Raw genomic sequence first — 24,313 nt, 5'->3', positions numbered from 1 at the left:
AGGGGCGGACGGCGGACAGATCTGGCACTGGCGCTCCAGCTGCCCCACGGATCCGGCGCGACATCCGTTCCGTCTCATCGCCCCCCCGCCCCAGCACCGGCCCCGGTGCCAGGTGCTGGAGACTGCCGCCATGGAGTTCTTCTGCTACCACCGGGACAGGGCCGGATCCGCGACGCTGCGGGGGGAGTTGCTGGAGGCGCACTGGGGATACATGGACCGGTTCGCGGCGGAGATGATCGCCCGGGGGCCCACCTTCGCTTACGGGGGTGAGGCGCCGACCGGCAGTGTGCACATCGTGGATCTGCCGGATCCCGCCGCCGCCCGCGCGTTCGCCTTCGACGAGCCCAACTACCAGGCCGGCGTCTACCGGGACGTGCTGGTGCGGCGTTGGCGCAACCTGCTCGGGCGGACCATGTGGGAGTTTCCCGGAGGGCCCAGCGGCGGCCTCCGGTACCTCGTGCTCGGCTTCGGTTCGGGACCCGCGGCGGACCTCGAAGTGCCGTGGGACCGGGGCGAACTGATCGCGTACGGTCCCTTGCTGTCCGACGACGGCGTCGTCTGGGTGGGCACGGCGGCCCTGGTGCGGGCGGCCGGCCCGGATGCGGCGCGCGCCGTGCTGACCGCCGGCCGCTACGCCGGAATCGAGGTCCACGAGTGGGAGTTCGGGGGGCGGAGGTAGTCCCGGCGGCCGGGACCGCCGGCCGGGTGCGTCGTCATGCGGAGTCGCCTTCCCGGGCGCGCAGTTCCTCGCGGTAGGCGTTCGCGAGGGTGGTCGCCCGGGTGAACCAGTCCGTCAGCACCGCGATCTCCTCCGGGGAGTAGTCGGCGAAGAGGGTGTTCAGGCGGACGTAGTACGGCTCGTAGAGGGCGTACGCCTTGGCGACCGCGGACGGTACGGCGGCCACGCGGACCCTGCGGCGGTCCTCGGGGTCCGTGCGGCGGGTGACGAAGCCGGCGCGTTCCAGGCGGTTGAGGATGCCGGTGACCGCGCCGGTGGTCACGTGGACGCGGGTCGCGAGGTCGCCCGCGGTGAGGAGGTCCTCGCCGGCCTGGAGGACGTAGGCGAAGCAGGTCAGGTCGGTGACGTTCAGGCCGAGGCGCTGGGCCATCTCCTGCTGGCCGATCATGCTCGCCGCGATGAGGTCGTCCATGGCGGAGAGCGCTTGGGCGGGGGTCGCCGCGGGACGGGACGGATTGGCTGACATCGCGGGGCCTGGTTCCTCTCCGGTGATTCGTGCTGGGTCCTTGTTATCTGCTTTCGGTTTCTCTTACCTTGTAAGAGGTTCAGATCATCAACCTCTTAGATTGTGAGGGAATGCCGTGGCGGGGCATCAGTACGACGAGGGGCACACGATCGCCGGCTGGACCGGCTTCGGCATCGCGACCGCGGGGACCGCGGTGATCGGGGTGGGGGTGTGTCTCGTCTCCCCTGTCCTGCTGGTCGCCGGGGCGGCCGTCGTGGGCGTGAGCGTGCTGGTCACCTGGGGGCTGCACCTGGCCGGATGGGGCAAGCCGCCGGGGGTACGGCCCCGGGCGGAGTGGGGGATGCGGGTCCGGGACGGCGGGGCGCGGGTCGGTCATCCGGGATGTGTCGGATGCCGGCTCGCCGGGCGCGCGCCCGCGGGCCGGGGCGCGTTGTCGGTGCCGGCGGCTAGCGTGGTGAGTGATGGCACAGACTTGGACGTGCGCGGGGCTGCGGTGGTCGGCGGAGGGTCCCGTGCTGATGTGGGACGGGGGGCGCGGTAGCCCGCTGTCATGGGGGAAGCGGGTGGCCTTCGCGGTCGCCGAAGGGGGTGTGCGGCAGTGTGTCGGGGCCCGGGGGCACGCGTGTCCGGTGCGGGCGGCGGTGCCGGGGAGGAGCGCCGGGGCGCGGTGCGAGGAGTGTGCGCGGCTGGACCGGGCGCATTCCGTCGCCGCGGACGGGATCGCCGACGATCCCCGGCCGTACCGGGTGTACCTGGCCTGGTTCGGGCCGGAGCTCGTCAAGGTCGGGATCACGGCCGTGGAGCGGGGGCCGGCGCGGCTGCTGGAGCAGGGGGCGGTCTGTTTCAGCTGGCTGGGCAGCGGGCCGCTGATGGCCGCCCGGCGGACGGAGGAACTGCTGCGGGCGGCCCTGGGGGTGCCGGACCGGATTCCGTACACCGTGAAGCGGGCGGTACGGGCCGCCCTGCCGCGAGAAGAAGAGGAACGGCGCGGTGAGCTCCGGGAGTTGCACGCGCGGGCCGTGGAACTGGCGGACTGGCCGGAGTCGTTGGACCGGGCGCCTTTCCGGCCCGTCGACCATCTGCGGGTGTTCGGGCTCGACTCGGCACCCGCCGCCTTCGGTGAGGTGAGCGAGCTCGTCGCCGGGGGCGCGGTGAGCGGTGAGCTGGTGGCGGCGGCCGGTCCCGATCTTCATCTGGCGAGCGGGGAGCGGGTGGTCGTGCTCGACACGCGGTTGATGAGGGGCTGGGAGCTGGTTCCGGCTCCCTCACGGAACGGTGCGGAAATGCGGCCTCCGGTACGGGAGTTCAGGGAGAAGAGGCATGTGCAGGACGGCTTGTTCTGAGCCCCGGATGGTGCCGAGCCATGGCTCGTTCTGAGCCCGCACGTGATCGGAGCGGGCGGCCGGGGGAGAGGGGCGCGGTCAACCTCGGGTGAGGGGCGCGGGATCCGCCCAAGGAACGCACCGGCGGCGAGCGGCGGCGGCCGGAGGAGGACCCGAGATCAACTCGGCGTCAGGGGTTGCCAGGCATTGCCTGAGAGCCTCCTGTGAGTTTCTCAGGGAAATCACAGGTTGTCGAAAGAGTGCTCTCAGAGGACATCGACAAGGTGTTCCCCATGACCACGACCTCGCCCCAGGGGCGCACCGAACTGCTGAGGCCGGACGGGAGCCCCGTCCGAGTGCTTGTGGTGGACGACGAGTTGTCGATCACCGAACTGCTGTCCATGGCCCTGCGCTACGAGGGATGGCAGATCCGCAGTGCGGGAGACGGCACCGGTGCCATCCAGACCGCCCGGGAGTTCCGTCCCGACGCCGTCGTCCTCGACATGATGCTCCCCGACATGGACGGCCTGACCGTCCTCGGGCGGCTGCGCCGTGAGCTGCCGGACGTTCCCGTCCTCTTCCTCACCGCCAAGGACGCCGTCGAGGACCGTATCGCCGGTCTCACCGCGGGGGGCGACGACTACGTCACCAAGCCGTTCAGCCTCGAAGAGGTCGTGGCCCGGCTGCGGGGACTCATCCGGCGCTCCGGTGCCGCCGACCGCCGCTCCGACTCCGTCCTCGTCGTCGGTGACCTCACCCTCGACGAGGACAGCCACGAGGTCTCGCGGGCCGGGGAGAACATCCACCTCACCGCCACCGAGTTCGAGCTGCTGCGCTTCCTGATGCGCAACCCGCGCCGCGTGCTCAGCAAGGCGCAGATCCTGGACCGGGTCTGGTCGTACGACTTCGGCGGCCAGGCCAACGTCGTCGAGCTGTACATCTCCTATCTGCGCCGCAAGATAGACGCCGGACGTGAGCCGATGATCCACACCCGGCGCGGGGCCGGATACCTGATCAAGCCCGCGGCGTCATGAGCGGGCGACGACGGCCGCGTCCGCAGAAGCGACGAGCGGGGAAGCCGCGCACCCTGCGGACCCGGCTCGTCGTCGTGTCCGTGACCCTGATCGCCGTGGTCTGCGCGGTGATCGGCACCGTCACCACCCTGGTCCTGCGGGACCACCTGTACGGGCAGCTGGACGGCTCCCTGAAGGAGGCCACCATGCGGGTCTCCGGCGGGCCCGCCGGAGCACCCGGTGGCGAGGACGGCGCCAAGAACGGCAACGGCACCGCCAACGGCAAGACCGACGTGCCCCAGCAGCAGACGGACCCCCTCACCGACTTCGTCACCCGGGGCCCGGGGCCGCAGAAGGCCCTCGCGGCGACGGTCGAGAACGGCTCCATCACCAGCGGCAAGGTCGGCAACAAGACGAAGACCTCCGCCGGCATCCCGGACGTGAACGCCGAGACCCTCTCCGAGTCCCAGCTCAGGGCGCTCGGCTCGGTCGCGCAGGACGGGAAGCAGCACACCGTCGACATCCCCGGCCTCGGCACCTACCGGGTCCAGTACATCAACGGCAAGAACGGTGACTACTACGTCGGCATCCCCACCTCCGACGTGGACGGCACCATCAACACCCTGATCATCGTCGAGGTCAGCCTCACCGTCGCCGGCCTCGTCGCCGCCGGTCTGGCCGGCACCGTGATGGTCAGCGTCGCCACCCGCCCCCTCCGCAAGGTCGCCGCCACCGCCACCCGCGTCTCCGAACTCCCCCTGCACACCGGCGAGGTCAACCTCAGCGAGCGGGTGCCCGAGTCCGAGACCGATCCGCACACCGAGGTCGGCCAGGTCGGCGCCGCGCTGAACCGGATGCTGAACCACGTGCACGGCGCCCTGCACGCCCGCCAGGAGAGCGAGATGCGGGTGCGGCAGTTCGTCGCGGACGCCAGCCACGAGCTGCGCACCCCCCTCGCGTCCATCCGCGGGTACGCCGAGCTCACCCGGCGCGGACGCGAGGAGGTCGGCCCCGACACCAAGCACGCGCTGGGCCGCATCGAGTCCGAGGCCGGCCGGATGACCCTCCTCGTGGAGGATCTGCTCCTGCTCGCCCGCCTGGACGCGGGCCGCCCGCTGCAGTTCGAGCAGACCGACCTCGTACCGCTGGTCATCGACACGATCAGCGACGCCCGTGCCGCCGGACGCGACCACGTCTGGCGTCTCGAACTCCCCGACGAGCCCGCGCTCGTGTCCGCCGACTCCGCGCGTCTGCAGCAGGTGCTCGTCAACCTGCTGGCCAACGCCCGCACGCACACCCCGCCCGGTACGACCGTCACCGCGCGCGTGCAGCGACGCGGCCCGTGGCTGTGCGTGGACGTCCAGGACAACGGCCAGGGCATCCAGCCGGACCTGCTCCCCCATGTCTTCGAACGGTTCGCGCGCGGCGACTCCTCGCGCTCCCGTTCCTCCGGCTCGACCGGTCTGGGGCTCGCCATCGTGCAGGCCGTGGCGACCGCGCACGGCGGCGCCGTGACCGTGGACAGCGTGCCCGGCCAGACCGTCTTCACCGTGCACCTGCCCGCCCTCGCCCCCGCCGTGCCCCAGCCCGCCCCCGAAACGAACTGGCAACTGGACTCACAGGTGCAGCACAGTGCCACCACATGGGTGCAACAGGGCGCTTGACGAAAGTCGTTGGCATGCGAACCGACTCTTCTCCCGGCACCCTGCCGGCGCGGGAGCACCTCCCGGCCGCCACAGCCGGTACGCCTGTCCTGGACGTAGTGATCCCCGTCTACAACGAGGAGAAGGACCTCCAGCCGTGCGTCCGGAGACTGCACGACCACCTGACGCGCACGTTCCCGTACACGTTCCGCATCACGATCGCGGACAACGCGTCGACGGACACTACCCCCGAGGTGGCGCGGCGGCTGGAGGCACGGCTTCCGGAGGTGCGGAACTTCCGGCTCGAGCAGAAGGGCCGCGGCCGGGCGCTGCGGACCGTCTGGTCGGCGTCGGACGCCCCGATCCTCGCGTACATGGACGTGGACCTGTCCACCGACCTCAACGCGCTGCTGCCGCTGGTGGCCCCGCTGATCTCCGGCCACTCCGACCTGGCGATCGGCTCCCGGCTCTCCCGCAGCTCCCGCGTGGTGCGCGGGCCGAAGCGGGAGTTCATCAGCCGCGCCTACAACCTGATCCTGCGCGGCTCGCTCCAGGCCCGCTTCTCGGACGCCCAGTGCGGCTTCAAGGCCATCCGGCGCGACGTCGCCCAGGTCCTGCTGCCCCTGGTGGAGGACACCGGCTGGTTCTTCGACACGGAGATGCTGGTGCTCGCCGAGCGGGCCGGACTGCGGATCCACGAGGTGCCGGTCGACTGGGTCGACGACCCGGACTCCACGGTGCACATCGTGAAGACGGCGACCGAGGACCTCAAGGGCGTGTGGCGGGTGGGCAAGGCCCTGGCCACCGGCTCCCTCTCGCTCGACCGCCTCACCCGCCCCTTCGGCGACGACCCGCGCGACCGTGAGATCCAGGACGTGCCGGGGGGCCTGGCCCGCCAGCTCGTCGGCTTCTGCGTCGTGGGCGGTCTGTCCACCCTGTTCTACCTGCTCCTCTACAGCGGCTTCCGCCAGTTCAGCGGCTCGCAGTTCGCCAACGCGCTCGCCCTGCTGGTGTCCGCCGTGGCCAACACCGCCGCCAACCGGCGTCTGACCTTCGGGGTCCGCGGCCGGGGCGGGGCCGTCAAGCACCAGGCGCAGGGCCTGGTGGTCTTCGGCATCGGCCTCGCGCTGACCAGCGGTTCGCTCGTCGCCCTGAACGCGGCGACCACCGACCCCGCGCACGCCACCGAGCTCGCGGTGCTGATCGCCGCCAACCTCGCGGCGACGATCCTGCGCTTCCTGCTCTTCCGCGCGTGGGTGTTCTCGGACCGGCGGGAGGCCGGCGACGCGCCGTCGACCGTGATCGCCTCCCACCTCCCGGCACAGCCGACGCCGTACCCGGCCGCGCCGGCGCACGGACCGCGGCACCCGGCCCGTCCGTCCGCACCGGCGTACGGCTCGCAGGGCCAGGCCGGGGCGTACGCCTCGCCGTACCGGAACACCACCGCCACCCAAGAGACCACCCAGTTCCGCGCCGGTGAAGCCGCGGACGGCACCTGGAGGGACGCCACCATGCGACTGCAGCCGGTGCGCCCCCACGACACCGACCCGGGGGACCCCCGATGAGCACCCACCTCGACCGACCGGCGGCCACCTGGGGCCCGCCCCCCACCGCTCCTCCCACCGAGCCGCGGGAACCCGTCGTCCCGGCCCCCGAGTCGGGTGAGCCGAAGCAGCCCCTGCACCGCAGACTCTGGCGCGGCCGCCCCGAGGACCCCCGCTGGGCGCGCCCGGCCTTCCTCGGCCTGCTGCTCGCCACGCTCCTCCTCTACCTCTACAACCTGAGCGCCTCCGGCTACGCCAACTCCTTCTACTCGGCGGCCGTCCAGGCGGGCAGCCAGTCCTGGAAGGCCTTCTTCTTCGGCTCGCTGGACGCAGGCAACGCCATCACCGTCGACAAGCCCCCGGCCTCCCTGTGGCCGATGGAGCTGTCGGTGCGGATCTTCGGTCTGAACTCGTGGGCGATCCTCGCTCCCGAGGTGCTGATGGGTGTCGGCACGGTCGCCGTCGTCCACGCCTCCGTGCGCCGCCGGTTCAGCGCCGCGGCCGGCCTGATCGCGGGCGCCGTGCTCGCGCTCACCCCTGTCGCCGCGCTGATGTTCCGGTTCAACAACCCGGACGCGATGCTGGCCCTGCTGATGGCCGTGGCCTGCTACCTCGTGGCCCGCGCGGTGGAGGACGGCCGGACGAAGTGGCTGGTGTGGGCCGGTGTCGCGATCGGCTTCGCGTTCCTCGCCAAGACCCTCCAGGCCTTCCTGATCCTGCCGCCGCTGGCGGTCGTCTACGCGGTCTGCGCCCCGGTGAGCGTGAAGAAGCGCTTCGGACAGCTGGCGCTCGCCACCGGTGCGCTGGTCGCCTCCGGCGGCTGGTGGGTCGCGATCGTCGAGCTGTGGCCCGCCTCCTCGCGCCCGTACATCGGCGGCTCCCAGAACAACTCCTTCCTGGAGCTGACCTTCGGCTACAACGGTCTCGGCCGCCTCAACGGCGAGGAGACCGGCAGCGTCGGCGGCGGCGGTGGCAACACCGGCCAGTGGGGCGAGACCGGCTGGGACCGGATGTTCAACTCCGAGATCGGCGGCCAGATCTCCTGGCTGCTGCCGGCCGCGCTGATCCTCCTGGTCGGCGGCCTGGTGGCGACCCTCCCCCACTCTCGGCTCCGCTCGAGCGGGGGGACCCCCATGCTGAAGCGGACGTCGACGACCCGCGGACTGTTCCTGGTCTGGGGCGGCTCGCTGCTCATCACCATGGTCGTCTTCAGCTACATGGCGGGCATCTTCCACCAGTACTACACGGTGGCCCTCGCCCCCTACATGGCGGCCGTGATCGGCATGGGCGCCGGGATCCTGTGGGAGAAGCGGTCCGAGCTGTGGGCCTCGATCACCCTCGCGGCCTCGGTCGTCGCGGCGGCGTCCTGGTCGTACGTCCTGCTCAACCGCACCCCGGACTACCTGCCCTGGCTGAAGTGGCTGATCCTGACCGGCGGTCTGGCCGCCGCGCTCGGTCTCGTCTTCGCGGGCCGGATCAACCGCCGGCTCGCCCTCGCGGCGGCCTCCGTCGGCCTGGTGGCCTCCCTGGCCGGCCCGACGGCGTACACCCTCAGCACCGTGCAGGAGGGCCACACCGGCTCCATCGTGACGGCGGGCCCGGCGGGCGCGTCCATGATGGGCGGCGGCGGTCCGGGCGGTGGCGGCGGCCGGGGCGGCTTCGGCGGCGGTATGCCCGGCCAGCAGGGCCAGAACCAGCAGAACGGCAACGGCGGGACCCAGAACCAGCAGGGGCAGGGCTTCCCCGGCGGCGGCATGCCGGGCCAGAACCAGCAGAACGGCAACGGCGGCACCCAGAACCAGCCGGGCCAGGGCCAGCAGGGCCAGGGCCGGCAGGGCGGCCCCGGCGGTCAGACGGGTGACGGCGGCGGCATGGGCGGCGGCGGTGGCGTCGGCGGCCTGCTGAACGGCGCGAGCGTCTCCGACGAGGCGAAGAAGCTGCTGGAGACCGACTCCGGCCAGTACACCTGGGTCGCGGCGGCGATCGGCGCCCAGAACGCGGCGAGCTACCAGCTCTCCACCGGTGACCCGGTGATGGCGATCGGCGGCTTCAACGGCACCGACCCGTCCCCGACGCTGGCGCAGTTCAAGAAGTACGTGGCGGAAGGCAAGATCCACTACTTCATCAGCAGCGGCACCGGCGGCGGCATGGGCGGCAGCAGCAGCGGCACGTCCTCGCAGATCACCTCGTGGGTCGAGGCCAACTTCAAGAAGGTGACGGCCGGTTCGTCCACCTTCTACGACCTGACGCAGAAGGCGAGCAGCTCCGACAGCTGACGGCGGCACACGAAGAGGGGGCGGTGGCTCAAGGGCCACCGCCCCCTCTTCGTGTCTGAACTGGGGCGTGCGGCGGCTCGCGCGCCCCCGCCCGCGCCCCTCACGGGGTGCCTGCGCCTGGCATCCTTCTCAGTGTCCGGAGTGTGAGGAAGGTGCCTGGCCATGGCCGAGACCGGCAAGGGAGCCGCACAGCGGAGCGTCTGGCTGGACGGCGGCAAGGCCCGGCGGCGCGGCCGGGGCGGCGGTCAGCCCTCCGGACTCGACCGCGACCGCATCACCGAGGTCACCGTCCGGCTGCTGGACGCCGAGGGGCTGGCCAAGTTCTCCATGCGGCGGCTGGCGGCCGAGCTGAACGTGACGGCGATGTCCGTGTACTGGTACGTCGACACCAAGGACGAACTGCTCGAACTCGCCCTGGACGCGGCCTTCGCCGATCTGAGCCTGCCCGACCCGGACGCCGACGAGGACTGGCGCGACCAGCTGCGCGGGCTGGCCAGGACGTACCGGACCCTGCTGGTCCGTCACCCCTGGCTGTCGCCGCTGGCCGGCACGTTCCTCAACATCGGCCCGAACAACCTCGCGTTCTCCCGCGCCGTCCAGCGCGTGATCCGCCGCACCGGACTGCCGCCGCACGGGCTCGCGGCGGCCATCTCCTCCGTCTTCCAGTTCGTGTACGGCTTCGGCACCATCGAGGGCCACTTCATCGCCCGCTCGGTGTCCGTCGGCCTCACCCCGGACGAGTACTTCCGGCAGGCGCTCGGCGCGGTGACCTTGGACCCGGACGCGGCCGACCTGGTCCGGGAGACCGAGGACATCACGGAGGCCCGGGGCGGCGACACGGTCGAGGAGATGTGGGAACGCGACTTCGAGTTCGCCCTGGACCTGCTGATCGCGGGCATCGAGGCGATGGCCGAACGGCACGGCTCCGCAGCGCCCTGAAGCGGCGCGGCGAACCGCGCCGCCCGGCGCCGCGGAACCCGCGGCCGCCCGTCCCCGGAACCGTCCGGCGGCCGTCAGTCCTGCTGCGCCAGCCGCGCCGGGAACCCGCCCGTCGCCACCGGCCCCCAGCGTTCGGGGGTCACGCGGATGAGGGACTTGCCCTGCTTGATCATGGCCGCCCGGTATTCGTCCCAGTCGGGGTGCTCGCCCGCGATGGTGCGGTAGTACTCCACCAGCGGCTCGACCGAGTCGGGCGTGTCGATGACCTCGGCCGTGCCGTCGACCTGGACCCAGGGTCCGTTCCAGTCGTCGCTGAGGACGAGGACGCTGACCCGCTCGTCCCGCTTGGCGTTGCGGGTCTTGGCGCGTTCCGGGTACGTGGAGACGACGATCCGGCCCGCGTCGTCGACACCGCAGGTCAGCGGCGACGCCTGGGGGCTGCCGTCGGCCCGCCGGGTCAGCAGGATCGCGCGGTGACGGGGTCGTACGAAGTCCAGCAGCTCGTCGAACGAGACGGTCGTGTTGGTCGCGATGTTCCGTGCCATGGCGCCAGCCTAGGCGGACACGGCCCAGGGGCAGCGGAGCCGCCCGTACGTGACCCTGCCGGGTCTACGCCTGGGGGAGCGACTCCCCCTGCACCGCCTGGATCTCCAGTTCCACCCGCAGTGTCGTGCCGATCGCCGCGACGCCCGCCCGGACGACCTGGTTGTAGTTCATGGCGAAGTCCTCGCGATGGAGTTCGCCCGTCGCACGGAAGGCGGCGCGGGTGCCGCCCCAGGGGTCGGCGCCGGTGCCGAGGTGGACGAGGTCCAGGTCGACGGGCCGTACGACACCGCGCATCGTCAGGTCGCCATGGACCGTCCAGCGGTCCGGGCCCGCCACCGTCAGACCGGTCGAGCGGTAGGTGATCTCCGGGTACGTCTCGACGTCCAGGAAGTCCGCCGAGCGCAGATGGGTGTCGCGCGGGCCGTTGCCGGTGTCGATGGAGGCCGCGCGGATCACGGCCTCCACCCGGGACTTGGTGACCTCGTCCGGGGCGACCTCGATCGCCGCCGAGAAGTCGGTGAACCGGCCGCGCACGCTGGAGATGCCCAGGTGCCGGGCGACCGCGCCGACGGTGGAGTGCGCCGGGTCCACGGTCCACGGGCCGGGCGGCGGCAGCTCGTCCCCGCCGCCCTGGCGGGCGAGGGTGATCGTGCCGGCGTCCACCCGGCCGCTCGCCGTCACGATCGCGGTGGACGCGGCGGGCCCGTGGCCCACGGCCGTGACGACGACCGTGTACGCCCCGGGCGCGAGCCCGGTCGGGTCGCCCACGACTCCCTTCTCGTCCGCCTCCGCCCGCAGCACCTGCGTGCCCGCCATGTCGGTCACCGTGACCACCGCGTGCGACACGGCCCATCCGTCGCGCGTGCGGATCCTCGCGGTCAGTCCCATCCTGTCCCACTCCTCCACCGGACCGGCCCGGTGCGGGGCGAACACCCGCACCGGGCCGGAGCCTCGCAGTGTCTACTCGCCGGGGTGGGCGAGCTCGATGTCATGGCCGTCGACGCCGGCCCCGGCGACCGTCAGCGCGGTCGCCACCGGCGGGTAGCCGGTCGCGATGACGGTGTAGTCGCCGCCGTCCAGGTCCGCGAAGGCGTACGCCCCGTCCGCGCCGGTCGTCGCCGTGCCGACGACGTTGCCCGCCGCGTCCATGAGCGTCACCCGCGCGTCGGCCAGCGGCCCGTGCGGCGCCCGTACGACACCCCGCAGCTGCGCGCCCGCGTCGAGCACGACCTCCACCCGGGTCACGCCCGTCCCGCCGATCTCCACGGGCAGCGCGCGCGGCCGGAACCCGGCGGCGTTCACCGCGACGGTCACGGCACCCGGCACCAGCTCGGCGAAGGAGAACTCGCCCTGCTCGCCGGTGGCGGCGGTGGCCAGCAGATCGCCGCGCACATCGGTGACGACGACCATCGCGTCCTTGACGCCCTCGCCCGACTCGGCGGCCCGCACGACCCCGCCGAGCCCGCTGGTCCCGCTGAGCAGGACGTCGTACGCGAGCGGCTCACCGTTCACGACGACCGTGGACGCCTGCGGCTGGAACCCGTCCGCGGAGGCGATCAGGACGTACGACCCCGTCCCGGGCGCGTCCAGCGCGTAGGCACCGTCGGCCTGGGCGACCGACCGGCCCAGCTGCCGCCCGGACAGGGAGACCAGGGTCACGGCGGCCTGCGGGACGGGCGTGCTCTCCGCTCCGCGGACGAAGCCGTGCAGCGGGATGCCACCCGAGGGGGCCTTGCGGGCCTCGACGGTGGCGACGGCGGAGAGCCGCCGCGTGCCCTCGGGCGCGGCCTCGGTGGCCGAGTCGGTCACGGCCCAGCTCGGGACCTTCTCCTCGGCGGCAGCCGCGGTCGCGGTCGTGGCCGGAGCCTCCGCCGGGGCCGCCGCCTCCTCGGCGGCCGTCTGGGACACGGCCCCCCTCGTCTTCAGCGGGACCTCCTTGATGAACAGGGTGATCAGGAAGGCGAGCAGTGCCATGCCGGAGGCGATCAGGAAGACGTCCGCGATGCCGTGGCCGTACGCGCTCTCCATGACCGTGCGCAGCGGCGCGGGCAGCTTGTCCATGTCCGGGATCTCGCTGGAGGAGCTCGAACCGGACGCGAGGGCGGCGTACTTCGGGCCGAGGCCGGCGATGCCGTCCTTGGCGTAGCCGGTGATGCGGTCGGCCATGACGGCGCCCAGCGCCGAGACGCCCATCGCACCGCCGAGGGAACGGAAGAAGGTGACCGTGGAGCTGGCCGAACCGAGGTCCTCGGGGTCGACCTGGTTCTGCGTGGACAGCACCAGGTTCTGCATCATCATGCCGACGCCGAGACCCAGCAGGGCCATGAAGACGGCCGTCTTCCAGTAGTCCGTGTCGTAGCGGATGGTGCCCAGCAGACCGAGGCCCGCCGTGATGAGCACACCGCCGCTGACCAGCCAGGCCTTCCACTTGCCGGTGCGGGTGATGAACTGCCCGGAGACCGTGGAGGAGACGAAGAGACCGCCGATCATCGGGATGGTCAGGACGCCGGACATGGTCGGCGACTCGTCGCGGGCCAGCTGGAAGTACTGGGCGAAGAAGACCGTGCCGGAGAACATCGCGACACCGACGAACATCGAGGCGATGGAGGAGAGCGTGATCGTCCGGTTGCGGAACAGCCGCAGCGGGATGATCGGCTCGCTCGCCCTGGACTCGACGAGCACGAAGACCAGACCGAGCAGGATCGAGCCCGCGACCATCGTGTACGTCTGCCAGGACAGCCAGTCGTACTTGTCACCGGCGAAGGTGACCCAGACCAGCAGCAGCGAGACCGCGGCCGAGATGAAGAACGCGCCGGCCCAGTCGACCTTCACGTCCCGCTTCACGACCGGCAGGTGCAGGGTCTTCTGCAGCACGATCAGCGCGATGACGGCGAAGGGGACGCCGACGTAGAAGCACCAGCGCCAGCCCAGCCAGCTGGTGTCGGTGATGACACCGCCGAGCAGCGGGCCGCCGACGGTCGCGACGGCGAAGGTCGCGCCGAGGTAGCCGGAGTAGCGTCCGCGCTCACGCGGGGAGATCATCGCCGCCATCACGATCTGCGCGAGGGCGGACAGACCGCCGACGCCGACGCCCTGGACGACACGGCAGGCGATCAGCATGCCGGGGTTCTGCGAGAGCCCGGCGGCCGCGGAGCCCAGCACGTAGATGACCAGCGCCATCTGGACGAGCGCCTTCTTGTTGTAGAGGTCGGCGAGCTTGCCCCACAGGGGGGTGGTCGCCGTCATCGCCAGCAGGGTGGCGGTCACGACCCAGGTGTAGGCGGACTGGCCGCCGCCCAGGTCGCCGATGATCTCCGGGAGGGCGTTCGAGACGATCGTGGACGACAGGATCGCCACGAACATGCCGAGCAGCAGTCCGGAGAGCGCCTCCATGATCTGCCGGTGGGTCATGGGAGCGTCGGCGGACCCTCCGCCGTGCTTCGCGTGGGCCCGCACACCGGCTGGTGTGGTCGTTGCCATGGACTTCCTTCTCTTACGCGGGTGTACGGGTGGTCTGGTGAGGCAGTGCCCGCGAGGGCGGGGGAGGCGGTGGCCGGTGCGGGGTGGCCCGGCAGTCGCCGAAGCTGGCGCGCAGCCGGGTCATCAGCCGGATGAGCTGGCCCACGTCGTCCTCGGACCAGTCGCTCAGCCGCTGCGCCAGGAGGTCGGCGCTGCGCCGGGAGAGTTCGGCGAGCATCGTGTGGCCCTCGGGGGTGAGGCGCAGGATGCGGGAGCGCTTGTCCGCGGGGTCGGGGGAGCGTTCGATCCAGCCCCGTTCGGCGAGGTGCGCGGCGTGCCGGCTGGTCACCGACATGTCGACGGCGAGCAGTTCGGCGAGGTTGCTCATGCGCATGTCCCCGTGGCGGCCGAGCAGCGCGAGCACGGCGGCCGAGCCGGAGGAGCAGTCGGACGGAAGGATCCGCCCGAGGTCCCGTTTCACGGCCCCGACGGCACTGAGCTGGCGCGCCAGTTCCTCGTACTGCGTCTGCGCGGCCATCACACCTCCTACTTTGTTGCTTAGGGCAACCATAGGATGATTGGTTGCCGCAGGCAAATAAAGCCGGGGTGTGCGGCGCAAAAAGTTGGCAAAGGCAAGTATTGCGAGGGTAAATGTGCAGGTGGACTGGGTGGCCGAGGCTCGGTCGGGGGACGCGGGGGGCCCGTACCGCCACCGCCCGGCCCCGCCGCCGAACACCCCGTCGCCCTGGCCGGACGCGCGCACGTTGCGGGCCCCCACTTGGGCGGCCGCCCCCGTCTTCGCTAGTGTCTCGGCCCATGGCTAACACCCAGGGCCCGCAGGGCAACTACGACCCCGCCGGCAGCACCCAGATGTTCCGCGCGTTCGTCGACGAGGGCGCCCCCCAGCCCACCTCCCGTCAGGCCGCCGCGCCGGCCGGCCCGCGCATCGGTCTGATCGTCGGCGTCATCGCCGCGGTGGCGATCGTGGCCGCGGTCGCCTGGCTCGCGCTGAAGTAACCCCTCACCAGCCCGTCACTCCCACCGCACGGACACCACGCGCGTCTCGACCCGCATCCCCAGCGGCACGCGCCAGGCGTCGACGCACACCGTCCAGGTCTTCTCCTTGCCGGAGCCGGGCGCGACGGGCGCGGGGAGCTGCTCGGTGGACTCGACGGTGGACCAGTCGGTGCCGAGGGCGTCGATGACGTGCGTCCCGAAGGTGACCGTGCCCGAACGCACCGCCGTGCCGCCGGAGTTGCGGAAGGTGAGTGTCACGTCCTCGCACCAGCGGCGGTCCGTGGGCGTCCGCACGGGTGCGCTCGTGGTCAGGACGGCAGGACCCGCGGGCGCGGTGGTGGGAGGGGCCGGCGGGGAAGCGGGCGGCGACTCCCGCGCGGGAGCGGAGCCCGGGGCCCGCGGCGGCGTGGCGGTGGGCCGCGCAGGCGAGCCCGAAGGCGGTGAGCCCGACGGCGGTACGGCCGCCGGTTCCCCGGCGCCGCCCGGTGTGCCCCGGCCCGCGGCCGGGCTTTCCTCGGCGGCGGGTGGGTGCGCGCCCGCAGGGCCGTCCAGCGGCACCAGGCGTACGTCTCCCGTGGGCCCCGCCCCCGGTGGTCCTTCCCCCGCGCCGACCGCGACATAGTCGCCTCCGCGCCCGCCGCCCTCGCACGCCCCGAGCAGCCCGGCCGCTCCCGCCACGACGACGACGGCCGCCGACATGCCCCACAGGGCGCGCCGACGGCCGCGTGACCGTTCCGTTCCTTCCCGTGTCGCGCGCATCGCGCCAGTGTGGCTGACGGTGCGTCAGGAAGGAAGCCTCGGGTCCGGCTCCGGATGCGGGCCGGGGGTCAGTCCGAGATCAGGCCCTCCCGCAGCTGGGCCAGGGTCCGGGTCAGGAGCCGGGAGACGTGCATCTGGGAGATGCCGACCTCCTCGCCGATCTGGGACTGGGTCATGTTGGCGAAGAAGCGCAGCATGATGATGCGGCGCTCGCGCGGCGGGAGCTTCGCGAGCAGGGGCTTGAGCGACTCCCGGTACTCCACGCCCTCCAGGGCCGTGTCCTCGTAGCCGAGGCGGTCGGCCAGGGAGCCCTCGCCGCCGTCGTCCTCGGGTGCCGGGGAGTCCAGCGAGGACGCCGTGTACGCGTTGCCGACCGCCAGGCCGTCGACCACGTCCTCTTCCGAGACGCCCAGGACGGCGGCCAGTTCGGCGACCGTCGGCGAGCGGTCCAGCTTCTGGGACAGCTCGTCGCTGGCCTTGGTGAGGGCCAGCCGCAGCTCCTGGAGCCGGCGCGGGACGCGCACCGACCACGAGGTGTCGCGGAAGAACCGCTTGATCTCGCCCACGACCGTCGGCATCGCGAAGGTCGGGAACTCCACGCCCCGTTCGCAGTCGAAGCGGTCGATCGCCTTGATCAGGCCGATGGTGCCGACCTGGACGATGTCCTCCATCGGCTCGTTGCGCGAGCGGAAGCGCGCGGCGGCGTAGCGGACGAGGGGGAGGTTGAGCTCGATGAGGGTGTCCCGGACGTAGACCCGCTCCGGGCTGTTCTCGTCGAGTGCGGCCAGTCGCAGGAACAGGGAGCGGGACAGGGTGCGGGTGTCGATGGCACCGGTGGACGGGAGGGCCGGAGCCGGCGCGGCCTCGAGGGCCGTGACGTCGTCGAGCACATCGGGCTCGACAAGCGCGACGGGCTCGGCCTCGCTCTTCGTGAGCGTGAGCACCTTCGAGCTGCCCTGGTCTGCGGACATGCCACCCCCTTTGGGTCGCGGGACGGTCGCGGCCGACGATCCCCGTCGTGGAGAACGTCAGCCTTCACCTGAATACCGGAGCCGAAGGCCCGGCAAACGCGCTTCCGGCAGAATGTCACATGTCGGCAACACGCTGTAGTGACATGTCGACATCTCAGTGACGAATCGGCCCTGGAAAGAGGGGGTGTGACGGACTTTCAGCGGAGTTATGTCGGGAAGTGCTTCTACGGGTGATTCGCTCTCACCGGTGACTTCTCGCTCCTGCTTGCGATCCCTGTCGGATTGCGTAACCAGAGCTGTGCGCCCTATGCATGCGCCCCGCCCGTGCGCCTGTGCATGCGGTCGTGCTCCCGCGTCCTATGCGTCGATTCGGTTCGCGGAACGCAGCCGCTGAAAGCTACGCGCGAGTAGCCGGGAGACGTGCATCTGGGAGACGCCGAGTTCCGCGCTGATCTGAGACTGCGTGAGATTGCTGTAGTAGCGCAGCAGAAGGATTCTCTGCTCGCGTTCCGGGAGCTGGACCAGGAGATGGCGGACCAGGTCACGGTGCTCGACGCCGTCCAGGGCCGGATCCTCGTAGCCCAGACGGTCCAGCAGGCCCGGCAGGCCGTCCCCCTCCTGGGCGGCCTCCAGGGAGGTCGCGTGGTACGACCGTCCCGCCTCGATGCAGGACAGGACCTCGTCCTCGCTGATCCGCAGCCGCTCGGCGATCTCGGCGGTGGTCGGGGTGCGCCCGAAGGCGGTCGTCAGGTCCTCGGTCGCGCTGTTGACCTGCACCCACAGCTCGTGCAGCCGGCGCGGCACGTGGACCGTGCGGACGTTGTCCCGGAAGTAGCGCTTGATCTCGCCGACGACCGTCGGCATCGCGAAGGTCGGGAACTGCACGCCCCGGTCCGGGTCGAAGCGGTCGATGGCGTTGATGAGGCCGATGGTGCCGACCTGGACGACGTCCTCCATCGGCTCGTTGCGGGAGCGGAAACGGGCGGCCGCGTAGCGCACGAGCGGGAGGTTGGCCTCGATGAGCGCCCCGCGGACCCGGTTGTGCTCCGGGGTGCCCGGCTGGAGCTCCTTGAGCTGGGCGAAGAGCACCTGGGTGAGCGCCCGGGTGTCGGCGCCCCGGCGCCGCTCGGGTCCCGGGGCGGGTGCCTCTTCCTGAGGCGGCGCAGTACTGGCCGACACGGTCAACGCCACCTCTTCGTCAGGCCGACAACAGCGGTCAACTCATCCATCAAAAGCGGTCATAGCATCACAAGACATGTGCACTGTGTGCAAGCACCCCATAACACCGTGTTGAGGGAGAAGTTGGGGCATAAGGGGAAGCGGGGGCCGTGGACGCACGGGAGCCCCCCGCCGTCCGGCGGGGGGCTCCCGGTGGGTTCCCGCTTCCGCGGGCGCGGCTCAGAACGCGTAGTCGGCGACCACCCAGGTGGCGAACTCCCGCCACAGCGCGACGCCCGCCTGGTGCGCCGGATGCTCCAGGTACCGCTTCAGCGCGTCCGCGTCCTCGACCGCCGAGTTGATCGCGAAGTCGTAGGCGATGGGCCGCTCGCTGATGTTCCAGCCCAGCTCCCAGAAGGCCAGGTCCTCGATCTGGTCGCCGAGCGCCCGGAAGGCCGCCTCGCCCCGGACGACCCGCGGGTCGTCGCGCTCGACACCCTCGTTCAGCTTGAACAGGACCAGGTGGCGGATCATGGGCACTCCCGATGCGTACTACTGGGCCCCGTTGGCGAGCCAGGTGAAGAAGTCGCCGATGGCCTTGGCGGCGTCCGATATGCCCTCGAAGCCTATCTGGACGTAGTCGGCCGCCTTGGACGGGTCCGTGATGATCACATAGAGCGCGAAGACCACGAGTACGTAGACGGCGATCTTCTTGGCGTTCACCGCCACCTGGCCTCCCCTGTATGTGCCCCTCGGGCCCCTGTTGACGGCGGCGAGTGTAACCGCAAGTGCGCTTTTCACACCGCTTTTGATTGTCGGCGGCGCGCCCATGAACGGTTCGCGTGAACGCGGTCGCGCGAAAGGGACACGTGAACCGTGAACCGATCGGGGGGCCTCGTCCGATGAGGGGGTGAATGCCGGTCCGAGGCCGAGTCCGAGGCAAGGGAGAAGACGAATGCTGGGAATGCTGGACCTGCCGACCGCCGCCGTGATGGTCCTGGCGGCCGCCATATGGCTGTGGGCCCTGCTCGACTGCGTCCGCACCCCTGCGGACCGCGTCCGCTTCGTGCCGAAACTGCTGTGGCTGCTCTTCCTGCTCAACGGCTCGGTGGTGGCCGCCGTCGTCTGGGCGTACCTGGGCAAGAAGGCGATACCGAACACGGCGAAGGGCCCGGTCCAGCGGACCGAGCCCTTCGCTCAAGCGCGGTAGCGGAGGGATTTGAACCCTCGGTGACTTGCGCCACACTCGCTTTCGAGGCGAGCTCCTTCGGCCGCTCGGACACGCTACCGAGGGAGACCTTACAGCACGCGGGGGCGTGGTTTGAAATCGGTATTCAGGGAGGCCGTCAGCGTGAGCGGAAGAACTCCGTGAGGAGCCCCGCGCACTCGCCTGCGAGGACGCCCTCGACGACCTCGGGCCGGTGGTTGAGCCGTCGGTCGCGGACGACGTCCCAGAGGGAGCCGGCCGCGCCCGCCTTGTCGTCCCGGGCGCCGTAGACCACCCGGTCCAGCCGGGACTGCACGATCGCGCCCGCGCACATCGTGCAGGGCTCGAGCGTGACGACGAGCGTGCAGCCGGTCAGCCGCCACTCCCCGACGCGCGCGGCCGCCCGCCTGATGGCGAGCACCTCCGCGTGGGCCGTGGGATCACCGCCGGCCTCCCGTTCGTTGTGGCCCACCGCCAGGACCGTCGTACCGTCCGCGGCCAGCACGACGGCGCCGACCGGGACGTCCCCGTCCCGGACGGCCAGCCGGGCCTCGTCCAGGGCGAGCCGCATGGCGGCCCGCCACGGGTCGCGCACGGGGTCCGGCGGCGCCTGCGGTGCGGTCAGCGGACGGTCTCCAGGACCTCCGAGGCGCCCAGGGCGTCGGCGATCTCGCTGAGCGCGTCCTCGGACAGCGCCTTCAGCTCCTTCTCGCTGACGCCGAGGTCGTCGAGGACGGCGGCGTCACCGACCGGGCCGTGCGGCACCGCCTCGGCGGAACCGGAGGCGCCGTCGGCGTCGTCGTCCCCGTCCTCACCGTCCTCGGTGCCGTCGAGGTCGAGGGCGTCCAGGTCGTCGTCGTCACCCGGCTCCCTTCCGAGCAGTTCGTCGGTGAGCAGCAGCTCGCCGTAGGAACTGCGGGCGGCTGCGGCGGCGTCGGAGACGTAGATGCGAGGGTCTTCCTCGCCATCGATGCGGACGACACCGAACCACGAGTCCTCCTGCTCGATGAGCACGAGCACCGTGTCCTCGTCGGGAGAGGCTTCCCGGGCCAGGTCGGCCAGATCCGACAGGGTCTCCACATCGTCGAGCTCTGTGTCGCTCGCTTCCCACCCGTCTTCGGTGCGCGCGAGCAGTGCGGCGAAGTACACCGTGACTCTCCCACTGGTCATAGGCGTGCCGGTTGGGGGTCCCCCCGGCGGAGGTTACGGGCGGAGAGAGCTGTGCTCCGAGCCCCACCCACTCGGAATCGTGGCAGAAACAAGGCGTTCAGGGGACGTCTTCGGCTCCCTGTGTCCGGTGGTTTTGATCGCACGTCCCTGAGTACGTCCGCAGGCAACTCACCAGCACACTCGTTGCGGCCACTGCGGATCGTACGCGGCTTTCCCGTGCGTCCAAGCACGCCCACCCCCCGGCGCCACTCGTGGCGGTGGTGATCTTCCCCGAACGTCCCAAGTGCCGTACCGCCGCGAGCGGATCGTTCGGCTACCAGCGGAACGTGCGCATACGCATGGCATGGCGCAGGCGGGCGCTCTTGGCGCGGCGGGGCTGGACCCGGTCACGCAGCTCACGGGCTTCGGCCAGTTCGCGCAGGAAGCGGTCACGGCGCCGGCGGCGCTCGGTGTCGGTCTCCCGCGGCGGGCCCGACGGCTCGGTCGGTTCCGGCGCGTCGCGCTCTGGCAGGTCGGGCATGGGCTCACCTCCCGGGTCCGTCCCCACCACTTTCCCCCGGCCGGGCGGTTTGATGCCAGGGTTCGGCCCAAGCCGGTCGGCGAGGTCCCGACCCGGGGGCAGAGGTTCACCCAGAGTGGGGACGCCGGGCGGGTTGGGCCCGGTTACTGTTGTGGACATGCGTCTCCACGTCGTCGACCACCCTCTGGTCGCCCACAAGCTCACCGCGCTGCGCGACCGGCGCACGGACTCCGCGACCTTCCGTCGCCTGGCCGACGAACTGGTCACCCTGCTCGCCTACGAGGCCACGCGTGACGTGCGCACCGAGCAGGTCGACATCACCACGCCGGTCGCCGGGACCACCGGTGTGAAGCTCTCCCACCCGCGCCCGCTGGTCGTGCCGATCCTGCGCGCGGGCCTGGGCATGCTGGACGGCATGGTCCGGCTGCTGCCGACCGCCGAGGTGGGCTTCCTGGGCATGATCCGCAACGAGGAGACGCTGGAGGCGTCCACGTACGCCACGCGCATGCCGGAGGACCTCTCCGGCCGCCAGGTGTACGTCCTGGACCCGATGCTGGCCACGGGCGGCACGCTGGTCGCGGCGATCCGCGAGCTGATCAAGCGGGGCGCCGACGACGTGACCGCGGTGGTGCTGCTGGCCGCCCCCGAGGGCGTGGAACTCATGGAGCGCGAGCTCGCGGGCACGCCGGTGACGGTCGTGACGGCGGCCGTCGACGACCACCTCAACGAGCACGGCTACATCGTGCCCGGCCTGGGCGACGCGGGCGACCGGCTCTACGGCGCCGCGGAGTAGTCCCCGCCCGGGTTCAGCAGCTCTTCTTCGTACCGGCCGTCGGCTTCGGCGCGGTCAGGGCCGTCAGCGCCCTGGCCGCGTCCGTCTCGGTGCTGAGCGCCTTGAAGCCGTCGCCGATGATCAGATCGACCTCGTTGCCCTTGCGGGCCGCGTCGGTGCGCCGCTCGGCTCCGGTGAGCTGGGTGGACAGCACCGTCAGCGAGGTGTTCAGCGAGGGGGCGGGGCCGAGCAGCAGCCCGGTGCCGGCGACCTTCTTGTCGTACTCCTTGGGCGCGTTGCCCACCTCGCCGATCTTGAAGCCGCGCTTCTCCAGCTCGTCGGCGGTGCTCTTGGCGAGGCCGCTGCGGGTGGTGGCGTTGAGGACGTTCACCGTGATCTGCGCGGGCTTCGGGAGCGCGGCCGGGGAGGCGGACGCCGAGGGGCTCGCCTTGGCCGACTTCACCGCGCAGGAGGACTTGGAACCGGCCGCGGAGGCCGTCCCTCCGCCCCCGGTGAAGACGTCGATGAGCTGCAGAGTGCCCCAGCCGGCCACGCCGAGCGCGGCACCGCAGGCGACGACCACGACGACCAGCCTGCCGCGCCGCCGGCGCCGGCGCATGCGGGGGTATTTGTCCCCCGTGATGCGGTATTTGCCGCCCATGCCGGGGGGAGTCAGCATGCTCATGGGCGCAGCGTAGTGCGCCGGGGCTGCCGTGACTAATAAACGATCATCCGACATCGCCCTGGGGCGTGGGAAAGAACCCGAAAGGGTCAACCCCGCCGTCGGCGGAGGTGTCTCAGTCCAGCTCGAGCACGCGCGCGTGCAGCACCTGACGCTGCTGGAGCGCCGCCCGCACCGCGCGGTGCAGCCCGTCCTCCAGGTACAGATCGCCCTGCCACTTCACGACGTGCGCGAAGAGGTCGCCGTAGAACGTCGAGTCCTCGGCGAGCAGGGTTTCCAGGTCGAGCTGCTGCTTGGTGGTCACCAGCTGATCGAGGCGGACCGGGCGCGGCGCCACGTCCGCCCACTGCCGGGTGCTTTCCCGGCCGTGGTCGGGGTACGGCCGGCCGTTTCCGATGCGCTTGAAGATCACACGGAAAGCCTACCGGCCCAGACCTTCCGGGCGCAGCCATGGCGACGGAGTGCGACGCCGGAAAAGCCGTGATGAACGGGGTCAAAACAGGAGTGAGGGGGCTGCCGGTGCGGGGCGCCGGCGAGCCCACCGCGGAACTGCCCGCTGTGCATGACCCGGTCACCCTCACCGTTCGGGCGATTCGCCCGAAAGGGGGTGGCGTGTTCTTCGTCACGAGGTCCGGCGCGTCGCGGCGCAGGCGATATGCACAGGCTGTGGACGGAGGGCCGGGGACTTTTCGGGAGGGTCCTGCCGAGGCGAGGCCCGTGGGGGGGGGGGGAGGGTCCTGGGGAGGCGGGGTCTGTGGGGCGAGGGTCCTGGGGAGGCGGGACTCCGCGGAGGCGGGGCCCACCGGTTGCCCGCCGGGCCCTGCCTCCGCCGGCCGGTCAGCGGTCCCGGTTCTCCGGGGTCCGCTGCTGCTTCGGCTGGGCGGCTTGCGGCTTCGGTGCCGCGCTGCGCACGGCCTCCGCGCGCAGCAGGGCGCGCAGGACCGCGTACGGGTCGATGGGCATGGCTGTGCTCCTCGCGTCGTACTGACTGACCTGGTGCGGGTCCGGTCAGCAGCGCAGGACCACGGTGCGCAGGGCACGCAGGGTGTGCGGTGTGTGCGGCGGCAGCGGCGGCCCGGGCCGCGGCCGTCCCGCCACCGCTCCGCGCGCCGGACCCGCCGGGGGCTCGGGGCGCAGGGGTACGGCGGGACGGTGGGCGCAGGGGACCGGTCGTACCGCGGTGCCGAGGAGGTCGTACTCGGTGATCTCGCCGGCCACGACGGGCGCCGCGGACGCCTCGGGGGACGTGGCCGGCACGAGCACGGCGAGGAGCAGCACGAGCACCCGCAGCCAGGCGCGGCTGCGGGGGAGGCGTGCTGCGGTGCTCATGGAGGGTCATCTGCCCGCGCCGCGCCCGTCGTTCAGCATGCCGGGCGGCGGATACGCCCGTTCGGCGGACAGGCCGGCCGGAAGGCTCACAGGGAGCGCGGGACCTGCCGGGCCCGGCCGCGGATGCGCAGCGCGGTGACGACCTCGACCACGCCGACCGCCACCAGCCAGATCCCCCCGACGAGAGTGAGCACGGCGACGGACTCGAAAGGCGCGTCGATGAGCACGATCCCGGCGGCGAACGTGACGAGCCCGAGGAAGATCTGCCAGCCACGCGCGGGCACGGTGCTGTCGTGGGCGGCGGCCAGGATCTGGGTGACACCCCGGATCAGCCAGCCGATGCCGATCCACAGGGCGAGCAGCAGGACCGACTGCATGGGGCCGCGGAAGCAGAACAGGCCGAGCAGCAGCGACAGGGCGCCGCTGACGAAGCCGAGCACCCGCAGCGAGGTCGCCCGGTGGGTGCCGAAGGCCGAGGCCAGCTGGAGGACACCGCTGGTCACCAGGTAGAGGCCGAAGAGGACGCCGGCCGCGAACAGCGAGGCGCCCGGCCAGACCAGGACCAGGACGCCCAGGACGAGGGAGGCGACGCCGGTGCCCAGGACGACCTGCCAGGCGGCGCGGGACAGGGCGTGCAGGGGGCCCTCGAAGGGCGGCTCGGGTTCGTGCGCGCGCTGCGGGACGTGGTGGGCGTGGACCCTGCGGTCGTCGTACGCCGGGCCCCGGGGGGAGCCGCTCGGTGGCTCGGTCATGCTCCCAGCTCAGACCGGCACCCGGCGGC

At 71.8% G+C, this 24,313-nt stretch carries 29 protein-coding genes and 1 tRNA gene; 11 read left to right on the top strand and 19 right to left on the bottom strand.

The genetic code is table 11. The features are described from left to right. Positions 1 to 130 precede the first annotated feature (130 nt). A complete protein-coding gene (locus ACFY2L_RS19080; RefSeq protein WP_390823192.1) occupies positions 131 to 679 on the top strand; it encodes a YciI family protein in 549 nt (182 codons plus the stop codon). 34 nt (positions 680 to 713) lie between these two features. Here the strand turns inward: ACFY2L_RS19080 and ACFY2L_RS19075 are convergent, their stop codons facing one another. Then, positions 714 to 1,205, bottom strand: coding sequence for a MarR family winged helix-turn-helix transcriptional regulator (locus ACFY2L_RS19075; protein WP_390662251.1), 492 nt, complete (start codon positions 1,203 to 1,205; stop codon positions 714 to 716). A gap of 115 nt (positions 1,206 to 1,320) precedes the next feature. Between ACFY2L_RS19075 and ACFY2L_RS19070 the strand changes: the two genes are divergently transcribed. From ACFY2L_RS19070 to ACFY2L_RS19040, 7 genes are all read left to right on the top strand, one after another. Beyond that, positions 1,321 to 1,746 carry an HGxxPAAW family protein gene (locus ACFY2L_RS19070; RefSeq protein WP_390662252.1) on the top strand — a complete coding sequence of 142 codons (426 nt, stop codon included), beginning with the start codon at positions 1,321 to 1,323 and terminating at the stop codon, positions 1,744 to 1,746. Beyond that, complete coding sequence (locus ACFY2L_RS19065) at positions 1,667 to 2,548, top strand: DUF2797 domain-containing protein (RefSeq protein ID WP_390822870.1); 882 nt, start codon at positions 1,667 to 1,669, stop codon at positions 2,546 to 2,548. Before ACFY2L_RS19070 ends, ACFY2L_RS19065 begins: the two co-directional genes overlap by 80 nt. A 272-nt stretch (positions 2,549 to 2,820) precedes the next feature. Next, entirely contained in the window at positions 2,821 to 3,561 is a 741-nt protein-coding gene (locus ACFY2L_RS19060; RefSeq protein ID WP_062701118.1) for a response regulator transcription factor, read from the top strand. Beyond that, positions 3,558 to 5,204 (top strand): ATP-binding protein, encoded by a 1,647-nt coding sequence (locus ACFY2L_RS19055; protein ID WP_390662254.1) that lies wholly within the window; start codon positions 3,558 to 3,560, stop codon positions 5,202 to 5,204. Before ACFY2L_RS19060 ends, ACFY2L_RS19055 begins: the two co-directional genes overlap by 4 nt. A 14-nt stretch (positions 5,205 to 5,218) precedes the next feature. Continuing rightward, a complete protein-coding gene (locus ACFY2L_RS19050; protein ID WP_390662255.1) occupies positions 5,219 to 6,748 on the top strand; it encodes a glycosyltransferase in 1,530 nt (509 codons plus the stop codon). Continuing rightward, positions 6,745 to 9,003, top strand: a complete 2,259-nt coding sequence (locus ACFY2L_RS19045) for a glycosyltransferase family 39 protein (RefSeq protein WP_390822869.1) — start codon at positions 6,745 to 6,747, stop codon at positions 9,001 to 9,003. The genes ACFY2L_RS19050 and ACFY2L_RS19045 overlap by 4 nt, the downstream gene beginning before the upstream one ends. A gap of 162 nt (positions 9,004 to 9,165) precedes the next feature. After that, positions 9,166 to 9,942 carry a TetR/AcrR family transcriptional regulator gene (locus tag ACFY2L_RS19040; RefSeq protein WP_390662257.1) on the top strand — a complete coding sequence of 259 codons (777 nt, stop codon included), beginning with the start codon at positions 9,166 to 9,168 and terminating at the stop codon, positions 9,940 to 9,942. Between the two features lie 74 nt (positions 9,943 to 10,016). On the opposite strand, the gene ACFY2L_RS19035 is transcribed toward ACFY2L_RS19040, so the two are convergent. The 4 genes from ACFY2L_RS19035 to ACFY2L_RS19020 form a co-directional block, all read right to left on the bottom strand. Continuing rightward, a complete protein-coding gene (locus tag ACFY2L_RS19035) occupies positions 10,017 to 10,487 on the bottom strand; it encodes a PPOX class F420-dependent oxidoreductase (protein ID WP_390822867.1) in 471 nt (156 codons plus the stop codon). A gap of 64 nt (positions 10,488 to 10,551) precedes the next feature. After that, entirely contained in the window at positions 10,552 to 11,376 is an 825-nt protein-coding gene (locus ACFY2L_RS19030) for a YceI family protein (RefSeq protein WP_390822866.1), read from the bottom strand. Positions 11,377 to 11,448: 72 nt separating this feature from the next. Then, the gene (locus ACFY2L_RS19025; RefSeq protein ID WP_390822865.1) at positions 11,449 to 13,968 is read right to left on the bottom strand and encodes an MFS transporter; all 2,520 of its coding nucleotides are present in this window, start codon (positions 13,966 to 13,968) and stop codon (positions 11,449 to 11,451) included. 13 nt (positions 13,969 to 13,981) lie between these two features. Further along, positions 13,982 to 14,485 carry a MarR family winged helix-turn-helix transcriptional regulator gene (locus tag ACFY2L_RS19020; RefSeq protein ID WP_390662261.1) on the bottom strand — a complete coding sequence of 168 codons (504 nt, stop codon included), beginning with the start codon at positions 14,483 to 14,485 and terminating at the stop codon, positions 13,982 to 13,984. A gap of 278 nt (positions 14,486 to 14,763) precedes the next feature. Between ACFY2L_RS19020 and ACFY2L_RS19015 the strand changes: the two genes are divergently transcribed. Further along, positions 14,764 to 14,964: a hypothetical protein gene (locus tag ACFY2L_RS19015; protein ID WP_390662262.1), complete on the top strand. Its 201-nt coding sequence runs from the start codon at positions 14,764 to 14,766 to the stop codon at positions 14,962 to 14,964. Between the two features lie 15 nt (positions 14,965 to 14,979). On the opposite strand, the gene ACFY2L_RS19010 is transcribed toward ACFY2L_RS19015, so the two are convergent. The 5 genes from ACFY2L_RS19010 to ACFY2L_RS18990 form a co-directional block, all read right to left on the bottom strand. Further along, positions 14,980 to 15,723, bottom strand: a complete 744-nt coding sequence (locus tag ACFY2L_RS19010; RefSeq protein WP_390822864.1) for a hypothetical protein — start codon at positions 15,721 to 15,723, stop codon at positions 14,980 to 14,982. A gap of 68 nt (positions 15,724 to 15,791) precedes the next feature. After that, positions 15,792 to 16,694 (bottom strand): RNA polymerase sigma factor SigF, encoded by a 903-nt coding sequence (locus tag ACFY2L_RS19005; protein WP_390662264.1) that lies wholly within the window; start codon positions 16,692 to 16,694, stop codon positions 15,792 to 15,794. 357 nt (positions 16,695 to 17,051) lie between these two features. Then, positions 17,052 to 17,885, bottom strand: a complete 834-nt coding sequence (locus tag ACFY2L_RS19000) for an RNA polymerase sigma factor SigF (protein ID WP_390662265.1) — start codon at positions 17,883 to 17,885, stop codon at positions 17,052 to 17,054. Between the two features lie 207 nt (positions 17,886 to 18,092). Continuing rightward, positions 18,093 to 18,386 (bottom strand): Dabb family protein, encoded by a 294-nt coding sequence (locus ACFY2L_RS18995; protein WP_390662266.1) that lies wholly within the window; start codon positions 18,384 to 18,386, stop codon positions 18,093 to 18,095. Positions 18,387 to 18,404: 18 nt separating this feature from the next. Next, a complete protein-coding gene (locus tag ACFY2L_RS18990; RefSeq protein WP_390662267.1) occupies positions 18,405 to 18,581 on the bottom strand; it encodes a hypothetical protein in 177 nt (58 codons plus the stop codon). 226 nt (positions 18,582 to 18,807) lie between these two features. Between ACFY2L_RS18990 and ACFY2L_RS18985 the strand changes: the two genes are divergently transcribed. Beyond that, entirely contained in the window at positions 18,808 to 19,062 is a 255-nt protein-coding gene (locus ACFY2L_RS18985) for a hypothetical protein (protein WP_390662268.1), read from the top strand. On the opposite strand, the gene ACFY2L_RS18980 is transcribed toward ACFY2L_RS18985, so the two are convergent. The 4 genes from ACFY2L_RS18980 to ACFY2L_RS18965 all read right to left on the bottom strand — a co-directional run bounded on the left by ACFY2L_RS18980 (position 19,057) and on the right by ACFY2L_RS18965 (position 20,749). Continuing rightward, a tRNA-Ser gene (locus ACFY2L_RS18980) sits at positions 19,057 to 19,141 on the bottom strand. The two genes, ACFY2L_RS18985 and ACFY2L_RS18980, sit on opposite strands and share 6 nt — an antisense overlap. A 57-nt stretch (positions 19,142 to 19,198) precedes the next feature. Next, positions 19,199 to 19,630, bottom strand: a complete 432-nt coding sequence (tadA, locus tag ACFY2L_RS18975; RefSeq protein ID WP_390662336.1) for a tRNA adenosine(34) deaminase TadA — start codon at positions 19,628 to 19,630, stop codon at positions 19,199 to 19,201. A 50-nt stretch (positions 19,631 to 19,680) separates the two neighbouring features. Beyond that, positions 19,681 to 20,208, bottom strand: a complete 528-nt coding sequence (locus ACFY2L_RS18970; RefSeq protein ID WP_390662337.1) for a hypothetical protein — start codon at positions 20,206 to 20,208, stop codon at positions 19,681 to 19,683. A gap of 334 nt (positions 20,209 to 20,542) precedes the next feature. Then, positions 20,543 to 20,749, bottom strand: coding sequence for a hypothetical protein (locus ACFY2L_RS18965; protein ID WP_390662269.1), 207 nt, complete (start codon positions 20,747 to 20,749; stop codon positions 20,543 to 20,545). 157 nt (positions 20,750 to 20,906) lie between these two features. On the opposite strand from ACFY2L_RS18965, the gene upp reads away from it, so the two are divergent. After that, entirely contained in the window at positions 20,907 to 21,542 is a 636-nt protein-coding gene (gene upp / locus ACFY2L_RS18960; protein ID WP_390662270.1) for a uracil phosphoribosyltransferase, read from the top strand. Between the two features lie 13 nt (positions 21,543 to 21,555). Here upp and ACFY2L_RS18955 read toward each other — a convergent pair whose 3' ends face one another. From ACFY2L_RS18955 to ACFY2L_RS18935, 5 genes are all read right to left on the bottom strand, one after another. After that, a complete protein-coding gene (locus tag ACFY2L_RS18955) occupies positions 21,556 to 22,182 on the bottom strand; it encodes a LytR C-terminal domain-containing protein (RefSeq protein WP_390823191.1) in 627 nt (208 codons plus the stop codon). A 136-nt stretch (positions 22,183 to 22,318) separates the two neighbouring features. Beyond that, positions 22,319 to 22,615, bottom strand: a complete 297-nt coding sequence (locus ACFY2L_RS18950; RefSeq protein ID WP_004943146.1) for a type II toxin-antitoxin system VapB family antitoxin — start codon at positions 22,613 to 22,615, stop codon at positions 22,319 to 22,321. Positions 22,616 to 23,040: 425 nt separating this feature from the next. Further along, positions 23,041 to 23,166, bottom strand: a complete 126-nt coding sequence (locus ACFY2L_RS18945; protein ID WP_390662271.1) for a hypothetical protein — start codon at positions 23,164 to 23,166, stop codon at positions 23,041 to 23,043. 45 nt (positions 23,167 to 23,211) lie between these two features. Next, complete coding sequence (locus tag ACFY2L_RS18940) at positions 23,212 to 23,532, bottom strand: hypothetical protein (RefSeq protein ID WP_390822863.1); 321 nt, start codon at positions 23,530 to 23,532, stop codon at positions 23,212 to 23,214. Positions 23,533 to 23,618: 86 nt separating this feature from the next. After that, positions 23,619 to 24,284, bottom strand: coding sequence for an HdeD family acid-resistance protein (locus ACFY2L_RS18935; RefSeq protein WP_390822862.1), 666 nt, complete (start codon positions 24,282 to 24,284; stop codon positions 23,619 to 23,621). Positions 24,285 to 24,313: the final 29 nt, after the last annotated feature.

The sequence above is a fragment of the Streptomyces sp. NPDC001381 genome, assembly GCF_042895685.1.
Lineage (GTDB): Bacteria > Actinomycetota > Actinomycetes > Streptomycetales > Streptomycetaceae > Streptomyces.
The sequence above is the reverse complement of the archived record's forward strand: the minus strand, read 5'-3'. Positions and strand labels throughout refer to the sequence as shown.

Excerpts from the sequence above, each read along its gene's own strand:
- ACFY2L_RS19080 (WP_390823192.1), top strand. The coding sequence starts at position 131 with ATGGAGTTCTTCTGCTACCACCGGGACAGGGCCGGATCCGCGACGCTG.
- ACFY2L_RS19075 (WP_390662251.1), bottom strand. The coding sequence starts at position 1,205 with ATGTCAGCCAATCCGTCCCGTCCCGCGGCGACCCCCGCCCAAGCGCTC.
- ACFY2L_RS19065 (WP_390822870.1), top strand. The coding sequence starts at position 1,667 with ATGGCACAGACTTGGACGTGCGCGGGGCTGCGGTGGTCGGCGGAGGGT.
- ACFY2L_RS19060 (WP_062701118.1), top strand. The coding sequence starts at position 2,821 with ATGACCACGACCTCGCCCCAGGGGCGCACCGAACTGCTGAGGCCGGAC.
- ACFY2L_RS19055 (WP_390662254.1), top strand. The coding sequence starts at position 3,558 with ATGAGCGGGCGACGACGGCCGCGTCCGCAGAAGCGACGAGCGGGGAAG.
- ACFY2L_RS19050 (WP_390662255.1), top strand. The coding sequence starts at position 5,219 with ATGCGAACCGACTCTTCTCCCGGCACCCTGCCGGCGCGGGAGCACCTC.
- ACFY2L_RS19045 (WP_390822869.1), top strand. The coding sequence starts at position 6,745 with ATGAGCACCCACCTCGACCGACCGGCGGCCACCTGGGGCCCGCCCCCC.
- ACFY2L_RS19040 (WP_390662257.1), top strand. The coding sequence starts at position 9,166 with ATGGCCGAGACCGGCAAGGGAGCCGCACAGCGGAGCGTCTGGCTGGAC.
- ACFY2L_RS19035 (WP_390822867.1), bottom strand. The coding sequence starts at position 10,487 with ATGGCACGGAACATCGCGACCAACACGACCGTCTCGTTCGACGAGCTG.
- ACFY2L_RS19030 (WP_390822866.1), bottom strand. The coding sequence starts at position 11,376 with ATGGGACTGACCGCGAGGATCCGCACGCGCGACGGATGGGCCGTGTCG.
- ACFY2L_RS19025 (WP_390822865.1), bottom strand. The coding sequence starts at position 13,968 with ATGGCAACGACCACACCAGCCGGTGTGCGGGCCCACGCGAAGCACGGC.
- ACFY2L_RS19020 (WP_390662261.1), bottom strand. The coding sequence starts at position 14,485 with ATGGCCGCGCAGACGCAGTACGAGGAACTGGCGCGCCAGCTCAGTGCC.
- ACFY2L_RS19015 (WP_390662262.1), top strand. The coding sequence starts at position 14,764 with ATGGCTAACACCCAGGGCCCGCAGGGCAACTACGACCCCGCCGGCAGC.
- ACFY2L_RS19010 (WP_390822864.1), bottom strand. The coding sequence starts at position 15,723 with ATGCGCGCGACACGGGAAGGAACGGAACGGTCACGCGGCCGTCGGCGC.
- ACFY2L_RS19005 (WP_390662264.1), bottom strand. The coding sequence starts at position 16,694 with ATGTCCGCAGACCAGGGCAGCTCGAAGGTGCTCACGCTCACGAAGAGC.
- ACFY2L_RS18995 (WP_390662266.1), bottom strand. The coding sequence starts at position 18,386 with ATGATCCGCCACCTGGTCCTGTTCAAGCTGAACGAGGGTGTCGAGCGC.
- ACFY2L_RS18985 (WP_390662268.1), top strand. The coding sequence starts at position 18,808 with ATGCTGGGAATGCTGGACCTGCCGACCGCCGCCGTGATGGTCCTGGCG.
- tadA (WP_390662336.1), bottom strand. The coding sequence starts at position 19,630 with ATGCGGCTCGCCCTGGACGAGGCCCGGCTGGCCGTCCGGGACGGGGAC.
- ACFY2L_RS18965 (WP_390662269.1), bottom strand. The coding sequence starts at position 20,749 with ATGCCCGACCTGCCAGAGCGCGACGCGCCGGAACCGACCGAGCCGTCG.
- upp (WP_390662270.1), top strand. The coding sequence starts at position 20,907 with ATGCGTCTCCACGTCGTCGACCACCCTCTGGTCGCCCACAAGCTCACC.
- ACFY2L_RS18955 (WP_390823191.1), bottom strand. The coding sequence starts at position 22,182 with ATGGGCGGCAAATACCGCATCACGGGGGACAAATACCCCCGCATGCGC.
- ACFY2L_RS18945 (WP_390662271.1), bottom strand. The coding sequence starts at position 23,166 with ATGCCCATCGACCCGTACGCGGTCCTGCGCGCCCTGCTGCGCGCGGAG.
- ACFY2L_RS18940 (WP_390822863.1), bottom strand. The coding sequence starts at position 23,532 with ATGAGCACCGCAGCACGCCTCCCCCGCAGCCGCGCCTGGCTGCGGGTG.
- ACFY2L_RS18935 (WP_390822862.1), bottom strand. The coding sequence starts at position 24,284 with ATGACCGAGCCACCGAGCGGCTCCCCCCGGGGCCCGGCGTACGACGAC.